Below are 16,265 nucleotides of genomic sequence, written 5' to 3' on the forward strand. Positions count from 1 at the left end.
AACAATCGTTTGCACTTTCATTTATAGCAAATGAAATAATATATTTGTTGATAAGAGCCAGTCACATAGACGGTTCTTATTGTAAGATAAATAACTAATATACAAACTCCTCATATCTCAAAACAATGGATAGAAGAAATTTCATTAAATCAACTGCCATCACTACCGCTGGAATCGGCGTTCTTTCAAGCACAGACCTATTCGCTCAAACAAACGGGAAGATAAAAATCGGCTTTATCGGGGTTGGCCTTCGTGGACGTAATCACGTTCAGATTGCCTTACATAGAGACGACTTAGAAATTGTGGCAGTATGTGATACACAAGAAGAATCTCTTGCACAATGCCGTAAACAGTTCAATGAAAAAGGCACCAAACTTCCGAAAGAGTATACAGGAGGCCTTGATGCTTACAAAAAAATGTTGAGCAGCGAAAAATTAGATGCTGTTATCATTGCAACACCTTGGCAATTTCACAAAGACCAAGCTATTGATGCCATGAAAGCTGGTTTATATGTAGGTTGTGAGGTTATCGCAGGTTTAACAGTACAGGATCACTGGGATGTCGTAAAAGCTTCTGAAGAAACAGGCAAACCTTATATGACATTGGAAAATGTTGCTTTCCGTCGTGATGTACTTGCTGTATTAAATATGCACAGACAAGGTTTATTTGGCGAATTGTTACATCTTGAAGGTGGATATCAACATGATTTACGTGAAGTTCTATTCAATGATGGAAAGAGTTATTACGGTCATGGTGTAGAATACGGACCTAAAGCACTTTCTGAAGCACAATGGCGTACACAGTTCAACATCGACCAAGATGGTGACCTTTACCCAACACATGGGCTAGGTCCAATCATGCAATTTGTTGACATCAACAAAGGCAATAGATTTACACATATCACATCTTACTCAAGTAAGGCACGTGGTTTGGCGGCTTATGTCAATAAAGTATCCCCAGGACACCCAAATAGTAAGTTAAACTATAAAAACGGTGACATTACACAAACAATGTTACAATGTGCAAATGGTGAAACAATGTTGTTGACACATGATACCCATTTACCAAGACCATATTCTATCGGTTTCCGTGTACAGGGTACAGACGGTATCTGGATGGACGTCGCTAAAGGTATCCATATCGAAGGTAAATCAAAACCCCATACTTGGGATCCGGCAGACGAATGGGTTAAAAAATATGATCACCCTATCTGGAAGAAATATGAAGAATTAGCAACTGGTTCAGGTCACGGTGGTATGGACTGGTTTGTATTCAATGCATTTATCCAAGCTGTAAAACAAAAAGTTCAAACGCCAATTGACGTTTATGATTCAGTAACAATGAGTGCAGTATTCCCACTTTCTACAGAATCGATCAAAAAAGGTAATAAAACGTTAGAGTTCCCAGATTTCACAAAAGGAAAATGGAAAACAAAGAAAAATACCTTTATGCTTGACGATAGCGGTATGTAATATCAAAAAATACCATAACGAAAGAAGCTGTATCCCGAAAAGATACAGCTTCTTTCGTTATGGTATTTAATATAATATCGATAGTTCTACCATTTAGGCTGCCTTTTTCTTAAATTAGCGTTCACAAACAATTTTTCCATAACATTATGCTCACCGAAGCAATTATAATCTTAGTACTAATCATCTTAAATGGAATCCTATCTGCTTCCGAAATTTCAATTGTTTCCAGCAGAAAGGCGCGCTTACAGGCCGAGAGCGATAAGTATAATCCAGCAGCCAAGATTGCACTGCATCTCAAAGAATCCCCTAACAGCTTCCTATCCACGGTACAGATTGGGATTACGCTAATTGGTATCTTAACAGGTTTCTTTTCGGGTGGTAGCATCTCCACCTACCTGATCGAAGTTTTTAATAAATCGAGCATACTCGCACCCTATAGTCAGGAGTTAGCGGTTGTTTTGGTAGTGCTAATCATTACTTATTTTTCATTGGTTCTTGGCGAGCTGGTACCCAAGCGTATCGGAATGGCTATCCCTGAAAAATACGCCATGTTCATTGCTTACCCCATGAACTTGCTCAGCAAGATTGTCAGACCATTTGTTTGGTTATTGAGCGCCTCTACTGAGTTTATTGTCAAGATCCTCAATATCAAAAGTACGGGAAACAGTGTTACCGAAGAAGAGATCAAGGCATTGGTCGACGAGGGGGTCGATAGTGGTGTGATTGAAGGTATTGAACACGATATCGTGGATCGTCTCCTCAGTTTAGGCGACAAAAAAGCCATCAATCTGATGACCCACCGCAAGAACATTGTGTTTCTGGATCTTGAAGACAGTTTTGAAGAGAACAGACAGATTATCCTTGACAATGACCATTCCATTTATCCCGTTTGCGAAGGGGGATTAGACAATATCAAAGGTGTTGTTCATGTCAAATCGCTGCTTAGACAATGTTTTCAAGACAAACCCTTTAATCTCAGGGAACTTCTGTTGCCGATCAAGTTCGTCAACGAATTCAGTCCGTCATATAGTATTATGAATACACTGAGGACATCGCAGGTGCATCAAGCGGTGGTTATTGACGAATATGGTTCGCCACAGGGTATTATTACACTACGCGATATTGTAGGAGACCTCGTTGGTAACATTACCGAAAGCGACATCAGTGTACGCCCCAAAATGCGTCAACTGGAAAGCGGCGACTATGTTGTCGATGGCCAATATCAGATCGAGGATCTTCTGGATGAATTTGAAATAGGTCTTTCCGAAGAAGATGAGGACGACATCAACAATGTCACGACAGTCGGAGGCTTGGTGTTTTTATTACTGGATCACGTCCCTGAGGAGGGCGAACGTGTACGCTTCAAAAATATGGTATTTGAAGTATTGGACATGGATGGCAATCGTATAGATAAGCTGTTATTAAAAATCGAGGAATAAAACGAAGTTTATCAATTCAATAACAATAAAGGGCCGATCATAATAGATCGGCCCTTTATTGTTATTCTAATTTTAAGACGATTATCTTAGTTGATGCCGTGCATCATCTTTTTCAAGATAGGATTGAAAACGATTAATAATAATGCTGTCACAGCTGGAACGATTGCAAAGATCATGAAGAAATAAGACATCGAATGCTCTGCTGTAATTTTATCAATATACGACCCTAAAAATCCACCGATAAAATTAGCGATAGCTGAAGCACAGAACCAACAGCCAAAAAGTAAGCCTAAAAACTTCTTTGGAGAGAGTTTACTTACATAAGAAAGTCCTACGGGTGACAAACAAAGTTCTCCCGCTGAGTGGAAGAAATAAGCGATAACAAGCCATATCATACTCACTGAAGCTGTTTTAGCTCCCTGTGGAATATCATTTGCACCATAAGCCAGGGCTGCAAAACCAATACCGACCAAGATCAAACCCATCGCGAATTTTACGGGTCCCGAAGGATTCCATATTTTTTCCCAGAATTTACTGAAAGAGGATGCTAACGAAATAATAAAAAAGGCATTTAATATCTGGAACCAAGAGGCACCAACTTCCGAACCTGTTATACCAATCTCACGAAATACTTTCCATAAGCCCAAGCCCCAGATAATACCAAAGGAAATCGCTGTAAACAAAATCGTCAATGGATATTGTTTATAGATCTTTCTGGCCAGTGCGATCAAGACAATGGTTACAATAATAATGGGAGCGATCGTTAATATTGTATCGATCCATTTAAAAGCAACAGCTGAATCTCCCGATAACACGCGTTGTGTATAATCTTTGGCAAAAATAGACATTGATCCCCCAGCCTGTTCAAAAGACAAAAAGAATACAATACTAGCGAGCATAAATATTGTAACGACAATAAGACGGTCTCTAACAACATTTCTAGGGATAATCTCATCAACTTCCTCATTATTTTTAACTTTTTCGTCATGATGAGCCTGTAGAGCTTTGGGAGTATCGCCAATAATTCCGAATATTTTCTGTCCAAAATAGAATTGTAACATTCCAAAAAACATGAAAACCCCTGCTAAACCAAATCCATAGTGCCAACCGATCTTCTCACCAATATAACCACACAAAAGCATTCCCAAAAATGAGCCAGCATTGATACCCATATAGAAAATCGTGTAACCAGCATCTTTCTTTGCGCTTTTATCTGGATATAGATTTCCAACCATTGAGGAAATATTTGGTTTGAACATCCCATTTCCCAAGATCATCAAGAGTAGACCTAAGAAAAAGAAGCCTGAATTGACAGCCTCAAATGCCATGGATAGATGACCCAACGTCATAATCAATGCACCGATCAAGATGGCCTTTTTAAAACCGGTCAATTTATCTGCAATCATACCACCGATCAATGGGGTCAAATAAACAAAACCTGTATATAAACCATATAACTTCATTGCGCGCTCATTGCTCCATTCCCATCCTCCATCAGCGATCGTACTGATTAAAAATAAGGTCAATAGCGCACGCATTCCATAATAGCTAAAACGCTCCCACATTTCCGTAAAGAACAGCACAAATAATCCGGCAGGATGCCCATTTACCATCTTGTCATCTATCCCCTGCTTGGCCAGATGTGCTACAAGAACTTGATCTTTTTCTTGATTCATATAATTTCAATAATTGTTTTATAACTCAGGTTTTGTTTTTAATTTGATAAAAATCGCATGAAGATACACTATTTTTCTATGAATTAATCAATCCCATGCATCATCTTTTTTATTTTTTTATTACCAAGCAACAGAAATACAGCCGCTATCATAGGTATGACCGTAAACACGGCAAAGAAAAATGACATGGAATGTGATTCGGTTATCTTATCAATGTAAGAACCAATAAATCCACCGATAAAATTAGCGATGGCATTGGCACAAAACCAAAAACCGAATAACAGCCCCAGGAATTTCTTTGGAGACAATTTACTCACATACGACAATCCCACAGGACCGATGCAAAGCTCACCTACTGTATGAAAAAAGTAAGCCAACACCAACCAGATCATACTGACCGAAGCCGTCTTTGCCCCTGTTGGAATCTCTGCACTCCCTATTGCTAAGGCCGCAAACCCAACACCGACCAAGGTTAGCCCCATCGCAAACTTAATCGGGCCAGAAGGGTTCCATACACGCTCCCAGATCTTACTGAATGAAGTTGCTAGCGTTATGATAAAGAAAGAATTGAGCATGGGAAACCAAGACACGGTCACTTCCGAATTCATACCATGATATTCACGGTAAACCTTCCATAGACACAACGACCAGATAATCACAAATGAGATACTGGAAAAGAGTATGATTAAGGGGTATTTACGAATTATTTTCTTCGCCAATACCAATAGTACTCCAGTAATCACAACAATAGGGACGATCGTTAACGCGAAATCTGCCCATTTAAAAATGGTGGCAACTTCTCCGCTCAATACACGTTGGGTATAGTTTTTGGCGAATATGGTCATCGAACCTCCGGCCTGTTCAAAAGCCAAATGGAACACAATACTTGAAAACATAAAAATCGCGATGACCAATAGCCGATCACGTACAATATGCTTTGGCTGTTCATCGTCCCGATTCAATTTTTCCGAAACTGTGCTTTCTTTTTCTGGCGTATTCCCTATTTTTCCAAAAATGCGCTGCGCAAAGTAAAACTGCAACATGCCCAGAAACATAAATATACCGGCAAGTCCAAAACCATAATGCCAGCCTATTTTCTCACCAATATAACCGCACAGCATCATGCCCAAAAAGGCACCACCATTGATCCCCATATAGAAAATCGTATATCCGGCATCCTTTTTACCACCCTTATCAGGATATAGTTTACCCACCATAGAAGATATATTGGGCTTGAAAAGACCATTTCCCAGGACAATAAGGATCAATCCCGCCAGAAAGAAATTTTTATTGAATCCCTCCATGGCCATCGAAATATGGCCCAGAGTCATGATGATCGCCCCCACCATGATAGACTTTTTATATCCTGTCAGACGATCCGCAATAATTCCACCAAATAAAGGCGTTAAAAAGACCATCCCCGTATACAGACCGTACAGCTTCATGGCCTCCGAATTTGTCCAGCCCCAGCCATGTTGCGCAATCGTCGAAACCAGAAAGTTTACCAATAGCGCACGCATACCATAATAACTAAAACGCTCCCACATCTCCGTAAAAAACAAGACAAATAATCCAGCGGGATGCCCTTTCACCAATACTCGTTCAGCACCCACTTGATTTAAGTGAGATTCCAGAACAGCATCTTTTTCAAAATTCATGTTTTTCTAATCGTTATTTTTCAATATCAGGTAGTGTGATTTCAATTTATCCATTGCTATCCAGACCAAATCGTCCTATGTTCATAGGCCACCAAAGTAGGTGCTGCAATCAAATTAGTCGACACAATAATATGGACAAAATTTAGATTTACTTCAATAGGATATCTCCTATCAATTAAATTCTCGGTTAAAAACAAAGTTCTCTTCAATAGCATGAAAAGAACTTTGTTTATATACTTTTATATTAAATCAATGGACGCAAACGCTCCAATAATTTTTTCGTTGCGAAGATTCCTTCCTCTTCACTCAATTTACTTCCTTCGTACTCAATCCCAACATATCCTTTGAATTTCGCCTTTTTCACGATTTTCAACATACGCTCATAGTCAATTTGAATTTCATTACCATTCGCATCAAAATCATGTGTTTTCGCGCTTACACCATGCGCATAAGGCATTAAGTCTGTCACACCTTGATAACGGTCATATTCATAGAAATTGCCCAAATCAGGTAAGCTTCCACAATATTTGCTTCCTACGGCTTTCAGGGTTTTAGCCAACCAGTCACCATGCGAGGAAATACCACCATGATTTTCAACGATAATACTAATACCTGCTTTTTTTCCGATATCCGACAGCGCAGTTAAACTCTCTACCACACGCTTGCTTACTTCATCAGGCGTACCTTTACCAGCAGCGTTTACGCGGATGGCATGGCAACCCAAAAAGTTCGCCGCAGAAATCCATTTATAGTGATTTTGTACAGCCTGTTTTCTTTTAGTTTCATCTTCGTCACCAAGATTTCCCTCCCCATCAACCATGATCAACACATTCCTTACACCATTATCCTTTGCACGCATGTTCAGTTCAGTCAGGTAATTGTTATCATTAGCCTTGTCTTTAAAGAATTGATTCACATACTCTACACCATAGATACCATATTTTTTTGCAGCTATAACCGGGAAATCCAAATTGTTCAGATCACCTTTAAATAAAGTTTTATGCAATGACCATTCAGCCAAGGAAATGTCAAACCAGTCTTTCTTTGCTACAGCAAAGCTCTCCAATGATGGCGCCAATGCTACACCAGCAGAGGCTAATGCAAGGTTTTTAAGAAAATCTCTTCTAGAATTCATGTGTTTAGATTTAAAGTGTGTTATTTATATATTTCCCCAACCTGTAGTCAGTACATCCACGAGATGCATGGTCTGGATGGGTAATTTATGTTTATCAATATACGCCTGCAGTTGCAACAGGCAAGACGAATCTGTCGAAATAATATAATCAGCATTCAATGCCATGGCATTTCTGACTTTTTGTTCCGCCATGGCGGCCGATATCCCATCAAACTTGACAGCAAAACTTCCACCAAAACCGCAACAGGTTTCACTATCTTTTACTTCAACCATTTCCAATCCCAACACCTTGCTAAGTAATTTTCTAGGCTCATCCTTAATCTTGCACTCACGTAGGGCTGAACAAGAGTCATGATACACCCCAACACCTTCCAATTCAGCGCCAAAATAATCCTTTTTCAATACATTGACCAGGAAATCGGAAATCTCCATGACCTGTTGTTGTATTTTATGACACTGGTGGGAATCTGCAGAATTTGCGAACAGATCGCTATAACCATTTCTGACCATACCGGTGCAGGAGGCCGAAGGAGAAATAATGACATGATCTCCCGAAAAATCTTCTAAAAACTTCTTTCCTACCTGCTTTGCATCGTCCCAAAAACCAGCATTATAAGCCGGTTGCCCACAGCAAGTCTGATCAGGATTATAACTCACCTCACAACCCACTTTCTCCAATAAACGGATCGTGTTAAAAGCGGTTTCTGGATAAAGCTGATCTATAAAACAAGGAACAAAAAGTTCTACCTTCATATTTAATTCAATCAATAAAATTAAGATTTATTGGATATTAATATCCGCACCAAAAGTAACAATCCAATTACAAAAAATAAAGAAAGTACCAGTGCAGAATAGCGAATATTATGTGTGATTTGTTCTATCAGGCCAAAGGAGAACAAGCCAATGACGATAGCCACCTTTTCTGTAACATCATAAAAGGAGAAAAAAGCCGTCGTATCCTTGATATCCGTTGGGATCAATTTGGAATAGGTTGACCGCGATAAAGATTGAATTCCGCCCATAACCAAGCCGACCAATGCGGCAATAATATAAAACTGCATTGCTGTAGCCAAGTAGAATGCAGCGATACAAATTGCAATCCAGATCATCACAACGACAATCAGCACCTTAATATTTCCAAAAAGTTTGGATAGGTATGACATCAAAAATGCACCTAAGATCGCTACAAGTTGAATTAAAAGAATTGTTGCAATTAATCGCTCAGCCCCCAGATGAAGAATTTTCTCTCCAAATGAGGATGCGACGATCATCAATGTCTGCACCCCGATCGCGTAGAAGAAAAAAGCGGGTAGAAACTGCTTTATTTCGGGTATACCTTTAATTTTATGGATCACATGGCTAAACTCATCCCGCACATTCTGTACAAAGCTTTTACCGATATTATTGCCCGTGGCTTCAATTTTAGGCAAATATTTAAATGGAATCATGGAAAAGCCCAACCACCACAGTCCCACCATCAGAAAAGAAATCCGGGCAGGCAAAGACGGATCGGTAATACCAAACCACTCCGGTTTCAATACTACGATAAAACAAAGTATCTGTAAGGTCACACAACCGATGTAGCCAAAAGCAAATCCCTGCGCGCTCACCCGATCCTGTTGATCTACAGTTGCTAACAGCGGTAAGTAGGAATTATTAAACAGCACCCCACCAATATAACCCATTGCAGCCAAAGCGAAACAGATAATACCAATCTCCAGGGTATCGAGTTTGAAGAAAAACAGACACATACATGAAATTGCTCCCACATAAGTAAAGAATTTCATAATCGGTTTTTTCAATCCTTTAGCATCCGCATAGGACGATATAAAAGGCAAGGAAAATGACATCAACAAATAAGCCGCTGCCAGAGCAAAATTGGAAAGCGCAGTATTGACAATCTTCAAACCAAAGAATTCAACAACATCACCATTTTCCTTTGTTGTTGTAATTGCGGTATAGTATACGGGGAAAATGGTTGAGGTAATCACGAGGTTGTAAGCGGAATTGGCCCAATCAAACATCGCCCATGAACGAATCAGTTTTTTATTGTTTTTTACAATTGCTTCCATTTAAATTGGCTTAATAAGTTTGACGAATATAAGTAATTATTTTAGCCATTTCTTTACGAATTTCACTTGCGCGATCATCAATATAATTATTATTCATAAAAGAGAAAGCAAGCCGTCTTCCTGACCTTGTGACCAGGTAACCACTTTGGTTATAGACAGACGTAATTGTTCCGGTCTTTGCAAAAACAAAAGGTTCACCCTGGTCTTTACTATAGGTCCTTTTCAGTGTACCATCCACCCCACCGGCAGGAAACAGTCGAAAACGCACCCGCTCATCTGGGATCTTATTTTTCAGAAGTACTAGCAGGTCAACATTATTCTGTGGCGTGACCTTGTTATAGGAAGACAGTCCCGATCCATCAAAAATCGCCACCTCGTTCGAAAAAAACTTATAGACTTTATTTTTCATCCAGTCTCGAACCAGATAGGTATCAAATTGACCATATTGCTTCCAAGAGCACATCATCAAAAATTGTTCAGCGATAAAATTATCACTTGGCAACATCATCTCCCGGATCAGATTTTTGGTCTCTCCAGAATACAATATTTTTGTATCATTTGGCTTTTTATAGGTCAGCAGATTTACCTTCTTGCCTAGTGTATCTGACAGTAATTTCACAAATAGACTATCCGAATAGATAAATGGTACTTCATTAACATAATCGTTTGGCACAGGGCGTTTCGACATCCAAAAAACATTGCTCCGAAACGAGCGGGAAAGTTCAAAATCACCTGTTTTAGGTTCAGGTAAAAAATCAAGGTCTTTCTGAAAAATCCCAGGAGAAGTATTTAAATGATTATACCCTCTTTGACGGAAAGTGACCACATTGCCATAAATCGGAAAAGTACTTATCTCAGGCTGATAGTATGCTTCGAAATCCTCCATTGCCCAACCGTGGGCATAGAACTTATTTTTCATTGTTCCGGACACAACATAGATCGTTTTGTTCGTTCTTTTCAGAAAATTATAGACCACCCGCGTATCGAGTCTATTATGCAAAAAGGTCGGATCTCCTGTTCCCCAAATCAACAGGGAGTCGCCCCTTTCCGCATACTCCAACCCAGGGATGGAGTCACCCAACAGCTCCAACGCGGCATAGGTTGTATACATTTTGGTATTTGAAGCTGGTGTAAAATGCTTATTGCCATTGACGTCCAGGACAAACTTATTGGCATTTAAGTCGTACAGTGAAAATCCATAGAAATGATCATTTAATATTTTGGATTCCTGAAGCATCCGATAGACGTCTTCAAAATCCTGTGACTTTACAATAAGGGTAGAAAATGGGATAAGCCAAAGCAGCAATATCGTGCGCAAGAAATTTTTCATTGGTTCAAACATACAAAAAAGAGCAACAACTCCTTTTCTCCTATTGCCAAAATTAAGATACAAATCATTTAAAACGGCAAAAGGAGGATTGAATACCCTCCTTTTGCTGTCTCTATATCCGGTATTAGTAACCTTGATTTTGTGTTAGGCTACCATTGCTTTTATTGATTTCCTCCTGTGGAATTGGGAAATAAGCATTTTTATCAGCGTATGCTTTGCTCTTAAAGACAGGTAGAATACCGCCTTCAAACTTCGCGTAGTTTGCGATAACCTCTTTTGCTATCCCCCAACGGACTAAGTCAAAGAAACGGTGACCTTCCATTGCAAGCTCCAATCTTCGTTCAAAACGTACAGCTTTACGCGCCTGATCAGGGCTTGTGAATGCTAGATAAGGTTTAACCTCATATTTCGCTGCGGCAACTCCGCCTCCGGTAGTCTTTGTGGGCAACTTTGCTGCACGTAACCGAATAGAATTAACATATTTTAAAGCATTTGGGAGATTGCCAAGTTCGACCTCACACTCTGCTGCCATCAAAATTACATCCGCCAATCGAATAATATTTACATCCAAATCGGTCACATATGCTGCACCCGCTTGTGTGTGTGCAGCATGCTGGCTTTTTGGAATCATGGTTTTAATACCTGTAAATGGACCTCCATGAGGGCGGCTACCTTCTTCAGGACGTAACCAGGCATCGCCAGGAAACTCTCCATAATCCAAGAAATTAACACCTCGACGCCCTACGGTGTAATCAAGACGTGGATCAAATCTCAAATTCACATCCAATTTATAGTTCGCAATTGCAGTCTTGTCCGTCAACAAGATATCAGATGTATAAGGGTTGGTACGATAGGAATCATCTAACATCGGAAGTCCATTTGCATCTACTTTGTATGCATTAACAAGATCGATGGAAGGTTGGTAGAAACCACAGCAACCAACAGGATTTGTGCCATTCAATCCGCTCAGCATATCTCCTACGTTGGCATTATCACCACCACCATCAGGATTTATGGCATGTTTGGCCACCAGAAGTGCCTCGGGGCCATTTTCCTTATTCACATCATAATTATCTTGGAAAGGCATCGTTGTGATATCTCTGCTACCGATGACGTCCTTAAATAACACCAAAGCTTCAGTATATTTTTTCTGATAAAGGTATAATTTTCCCAAATATGCTTTTGCGGTGCGTTGATCCATTCGTCCTCCTTCCCCATTAATCTTTTGATCTGGGAGATTGGCGATTGCGACCTTTAGATCGCTTTCGATCATCGGTTGTACATCCTTGTCGTTCTTAACAACCTTTGCATCATCGATACTCGTATTTTCATCTACGTAAGGAACATTTTTAAATATACGCCACAGAAAAAAGTAGTAGTGCGCACGCAGCAACTTCGCCTCACCTTCGATTTCTTTCGCGCGTTCGGCTTTAATCGTTTTACCACCAGCTTGATCTTGCTTCAATAAACGGAGCGTAGTATTTGTACGAAGTATACCTTCATAATACACCTGCCACATCGTACTCAAGTTGTCATTAGAGGAAATCGTGGTAAAAGATTCGATCATATTCATATTCGGTTGGTCAGTGATTACCGATCCTTTGTGCGCATTGTCCGATGTAATCTCTCCGAAAATCCATTGACTTGGCGCCGAACCATAGTTCCCCCAGGTACCACTTATATTACCGTTCATAATTGCATAGGCACCAATCAAGGTCGCTTCTACGCCTTTCTTACCCTCAATCTGTTCTTCGATTAATTCCCCTTGGGGATTCTTTTCCAAAAACCCTTTACCGCAGCCAAACATGCCTAAAGTTGTCAGTCCTAACAGACTGTATAATAGAATAGTTCTCTTTTTCATTTTAATTGCTTTATAATTCCGTTAAAAACCTAAACTTACGCCCAACATATATTGCCTAGATTGTGGGTACACCCCAAAATCAACACCCAATGCTGGATAGTCCGATGATGTTGCCGATACTTCCGGATCAAGCCCCTCGTATTTTGTAATCGTAAATAGATTTGTTACTCCGATATAGGCTCTTAATTTTTTCACCCCTGTATTCGCACCAAAGAGTTTATCTGTAGAAAAATTATAACCAATTTGTAAATTCTTCATCTTGAAGAAGCTCGCATCCTGTACGAAATAGCTTGAAGACGCATATTCATTGGCAGAAACTTCTTCTTTCGTTTGTGAAGGAATTAGACTACCTCTATTATCGGTACTCCAAGCATCGAGAACACGTACGCTCTTTTGGCCATCAAATACACCGAAATCCGTAAAGTAGCGTGTTGCTTCATAGTTTTTGTTTCCCTTCGAACCATAGAAGTACATCATAAGGTCAAAGTTTCTGTAATTGGCATTGATATTCAGCGAATAGGTAAAATCTGGATGTGGACTTCCGATAACAGTATTATCTTTTGCATCTATAATCCCATCGCCATTTACATCTTCAAATCTAAAACCTCCAACGCGGGCTTTTTCGTAAGAAGGATATTGCTTCAACTCAGCTTCGTTCTGATAAATCCCAGCAACTTTGAATCCATAGAAGGCACCAAAGGGTTGTCCAGTTCTCAGGATAGAAGTTTCCATACTTCTAAATGCGCCATACACGACATCGTTAATACCTGGAGCTAAACCAACAATGGTATTTTTATTCCTTGAAATATTTGCACCAATATCAAAGTTGAGTTTGTTCGGATCACTCTCTTTATGGTGATAATTCAACGAGAACTCCACCCCTTTATTTTGCATATCCCCAATATTTACATAAGGAGAAGCCGCCCGGCCAACAGCTGTTGCTGGCAGTGGCAATGCAAATAACATATCTGAAGTTTTCTTATTATACCAGTCAAAAGCACCATCAATTTTACCGCCCAAAATAGAGAAGTCCAATCCCAGGTTTAATGAAGCAACCTGTTCCCATTTTACATTCTCATTTTGATAATCACTGATCCACAGACCGTTTACTAACTCATTATTTATCGGATAAGAAGCCGAATTAATAGAAGTAGCATAACGTTTTAGGTATTGATAAGATGGAATACGTTGGTTACCTGTAATACCGTAACCCGCTCTCAATTTCAGGTCATTTAACCAGCTTACACTCTTCATAAACTCCTCTTGCGATACCCGCCATGCACCACTCACCCCAGGAAAAGTACCATACTTGTTTTTGGAACCAAAATTTGATGATCCATCTCTTCGAACTGTTCCACTTAAGATATAACGATCTTTATAGGAATAATCTACTTTTCCAAAAATGGAGAACAACGATCCCAGAGCACCTTCACTTGCTGCCGAATTTTTTGAAGCCTGACTTACATAAAAGAAATCCGTAGAATTTGTAATGAAGTAACCATTTCCATTACCTTGGACCTGACGATAGGTATTGTCAATGGCTTCCGTTCCTAATAATACATTCAAACTATGGGTATCATTAAAATTAGCCTTATAGTTCATTGTATTTGTCCAGGTCCATTCTGTATTATAACCTGAGGTTTCTGACGATGCACTGTTTGCGCTTCCCTCTGTAAACTCAAGGTTGGGATAGGTATAACTTAAATTGTAATAATTCTCATATTTGATACCAAAGCTTGTTCTAAATGTTAATCCTTTTACTATATCATATTCTCCAAAAGCATTACCGAAAAAGAAATTGCTTTTGTTCATATTATCTTTAGCGCGGTAAGCAATCGCTACGGGATTCTCACCATTTCCCCAGCCGCCTCTAGAGCCCGCGAAATTACCACCTTCATCATATACTGGAATAATATTCTTGATACGATATGCGAATCCAATCGCACTACCTTCTCCGATATAATCGCCGGCGGTATTTGTATTTACACCGATACCATGCCCTTTGGTCATGCTATACTGCATATTTTCGCCAAAACGCAGTTTTTTATTAAAAGCAGAAAAATTCGTATTTGAACGTACATTAAAGCGTTCGAATCCCGTATGGATTACCGTTCCTTTTTGGCCCAAATATCCTCCCGACACAGCATAAGATGCATTTTCACCACCACCCACAGCATTTAATTGGTAAGACTGTGTGGGTGCTTTCTGACTCAATTCTTTAAACCAGTCGGTCCCTGCTTTATTCGCTTTGGTAATTTGATAAAATTCCTCCTTATTATCCGCATAATTATATTTGGACATATCCGCATCTGCAGGTGTCACTTTGTTGCCCGATACCGCGCCAGCCAACAAATAGTCAGGTAGCGGGTCTTTGTTACCATTTAGATCATAAATCTGCTGCGGACTTAACATTTTTGGGAAACGGCCACTATTAGGTACTTGTACGCCATAGTAAGCATCAAAATTAATTTGTGGTTTCCCGGACTTACCGGACTTGGTTGTGATAATAACAACACCATTATTTGCCCGTGAACCATAGATTGATGCTGCCGATGCATCTTTCAGCACTTGCATTGTTTCAATATCATTCTGATTCAACCAGCTCAATTTACCTTCAAATGGCACTCCGTCGATCACATAAAGTGGTTCGTTATTATTAATTGTACTATAACCACGGATTTTAATCTGTGGTGTAGACCCCGGAGCACCATCTGTCACAACCTGAACCCCTGTTGCACGGCCTTGCAAGGACTCTACAGCACTTGCCGCTGGCGTGCTTTTCAATTGGTCTGTATTGACGACAGCGACAGATCCCGTCAGATCCTTCTTACGTTGCGTTGAATAACCTGTCACTACGACTTCTTCTAACGCATCTTGTGAAGGGTTCAATGAAATTGTCAGATCAGCCTTTCCCGTGACTGTGACTTCAGCGCTTGAGTAACCGATGTAACTCACGACCAATACATCACCGACTTTTCCCTGGATCGTAAATGCACCATCCGCGTCTGTCGATGTTCCCTTACTGGTTCCTTTGATTTTAACCGATACACCGGTAATTACCTGGCTTGTGGTGGCATCTTTTACAACACCCTTAATGGGTATCTCCTGCAACCCTTTAGTTTTCACCAACGAAACGACTTCAACTCGACCATGAGCAACAGCTCCTTTGGCAGATACCTGAGCAGTCATTCCGCCTGCGATGAGTAGAGAACTCATCAGCAAGAACCTCTTATTGAACTTTTGGCCCAATATGAGATCAAAACAGCAATTTTTGTCCGTTTTTTTCATCATAATTTTAAATAGGTGGTTTAAAAAATTTATGTTTATTTATCTGTTTGTTTAGCTTGGTATTGGTTTATTTAAGTTTTGGTCGTTCGACTCCAACAGAGACAATATACATTATCACTGATTATGAATCACTTTGGTTATCATTTTCAATTTTAGTTTGGTTATTTCCAGAAATGTTAAAATCTGTTAAATAAATGTAAAGAATAAAAAATATAAAAAAAAGAAAATTCTTACTTTAAATCACAAAATACTATAAATCAAGTTATTGTAATTCTTACACTAAGCTAAATAGCTATATTTTTGTTACAAAAGAAACTTAAGGAAATTTAGGTCA

At 39.6% G+C, this 16,265-nt stretch carries 10 protein-coding genes; 2 read left to right on the top strand and 8 right to left on the bottom strand.

Annotated features, from left to right (window positions below; translation table 11 throughout):
• Positions 1 to 125 precede the first annotated feature (125 nt).
• The gene (locus ABFX33_RS08535) at positions 126 to 1,472 is read left to right on the top strand and encodes a Gfo/Idh/MocA family protein (protein ID WP_346085510.1); all 1,347 of its coding nucleotides are present in this window, start codon (positions 126 to 128) and stop codon (positions 1,470 to 1,472) included.
• Between the two features lie 146 nt (positions 1,473 to 1,618).
• Positions 1,619 to 2,911, top strand: coding sequence for a hemolysin family protein (locus tag ABFX33_RS08540; RefSeq protein WP_346085511.1), 1,293 nt, complete (start codon positions 1,619 to 1,621; stop codon positions 2,909 to 2,911).
• A gap of 86 nt (positions 2,912 to 2,997) precedes the next feature.
• Here ABFX33_RS08540 and ABFX33_RS08545 read toward each other — a convergent pair whose 3' ends face one another.
• From ABFX33_RS08545 to ABFX33_RS08580, 8 genes are all read right to left on the bottom strand, one after another.
• Positions 2,998 to 4,587, bottom strand: coding sequence for a peptide MFS transporter (locus tag ABFX33_RS08545; protein WP_346085513.1), 1,590 nt, complete (start codon positions 4,585 to 4,587; stop codon positions 2,998 to 3,000).
• 83 nt (positions 4,588 to 4,670) lie between these two features.
• Entirely contained in the window at positions 4,671 to 6,245 is a 1,575-nt protein-coding gene (locus ABFX33_RS08550) for a peptide MFS transporter (RefSeq protein ID WP_346085515.1), read from the bottom strand.
• A gap of 244 nt (positions 6,246 to 6,489) precedes the next feature.
• The gene (locus ABFX33_RS08555) at positions 6,490 to 7,380 is read right to left on the bottom strand and encodes a TIM barrel protein (protein WP_257093417.1); all 891 of its coding nucleotides are present in this window, start codon (positions 7,378 to 7,380) and stop codon (positions 6,490 to 6,492) included.
• A 24-nt stretch (positions 7,381 to 7,404) separates the two neighbouring features.
• Positions 7,405 to 8,133, bottom strand: coding sequence for a (Fe-S)-binding protein (locus ABFX33_RS08560; RefSeq protein ID WP_120259399.1), 729 nt, complete (start codon positions 8,131 to 8,133; stop codon positions 7,405 to 7,407).
• Between the two features lie 20 nt (positions 8,134 to 8,153).
• Entirely contained in the window at positions 8,154 to 9,452 is a 1,299-nt protein-coding gene (locus tag ABFX33_RS08565; protein WP_120259398.1) for an MFS transporter, read from the bottom strand.
• Positions 9,453 to 9,462: 10 nt separating this feature from the next.
• Positions 9,463 to 10,782 (bottom strand): D-alanyl-D-alanine carboxypeptidase/D-alanyl-D-alanine-endopeptidase, encoded by a 1,320-nt coding sequence (locus ABFX33_RS08570; protein WP_346085518.1) that lies wholly within the window; start codon positions 10,780 to 10,782, stop codon positions 9,463 to 9,465.
• Positions 10,783 to 10,906: 124 nt separating this feature from the next.
• Positions 10,907 to 12,643: a RagB/SusD family nutrient uptake outer membrane protein gene (locus ABFX33_RS08575; RefSeq protein WP_346085519.1), complete on the bottom strand. Its 1,737-nt coding sequence runs from the start codon at positions 12,641 to 12,643 to the stop codon at positions 10,907 to 10,909.
• A 21-nt stretch (positions 12,644 to 12,664) separates the two neighbouring features.
• The gene (locus ABFX33_RS08580) at positions 12,665 to 15,934 is read right to left on the bottom strand and encodes a SusC/RagA family TonB-linked outer membrane protein (protein WP_257093434.1); all 3,270 of its coding nucleotides are present in this window, start codon (positions 15,932 to 15,934) and stop codon (positions 12,665 to 12,667) included.
• Between the last annotated feature and the right edge of the window lie 331 nt (positions 15,935 to 16,265).

It is taken from the genome of Sphingobacterium ginsenosidimutans, from assembly GCF_039536865.1.
Taxonomy (GTDB): Bacteria; Bacteroidota; Bacteroidia; order Sphingobacteriales; family Sphingobacteriaceae; genus Sphingobacterium; species Sphingobacterium detergens.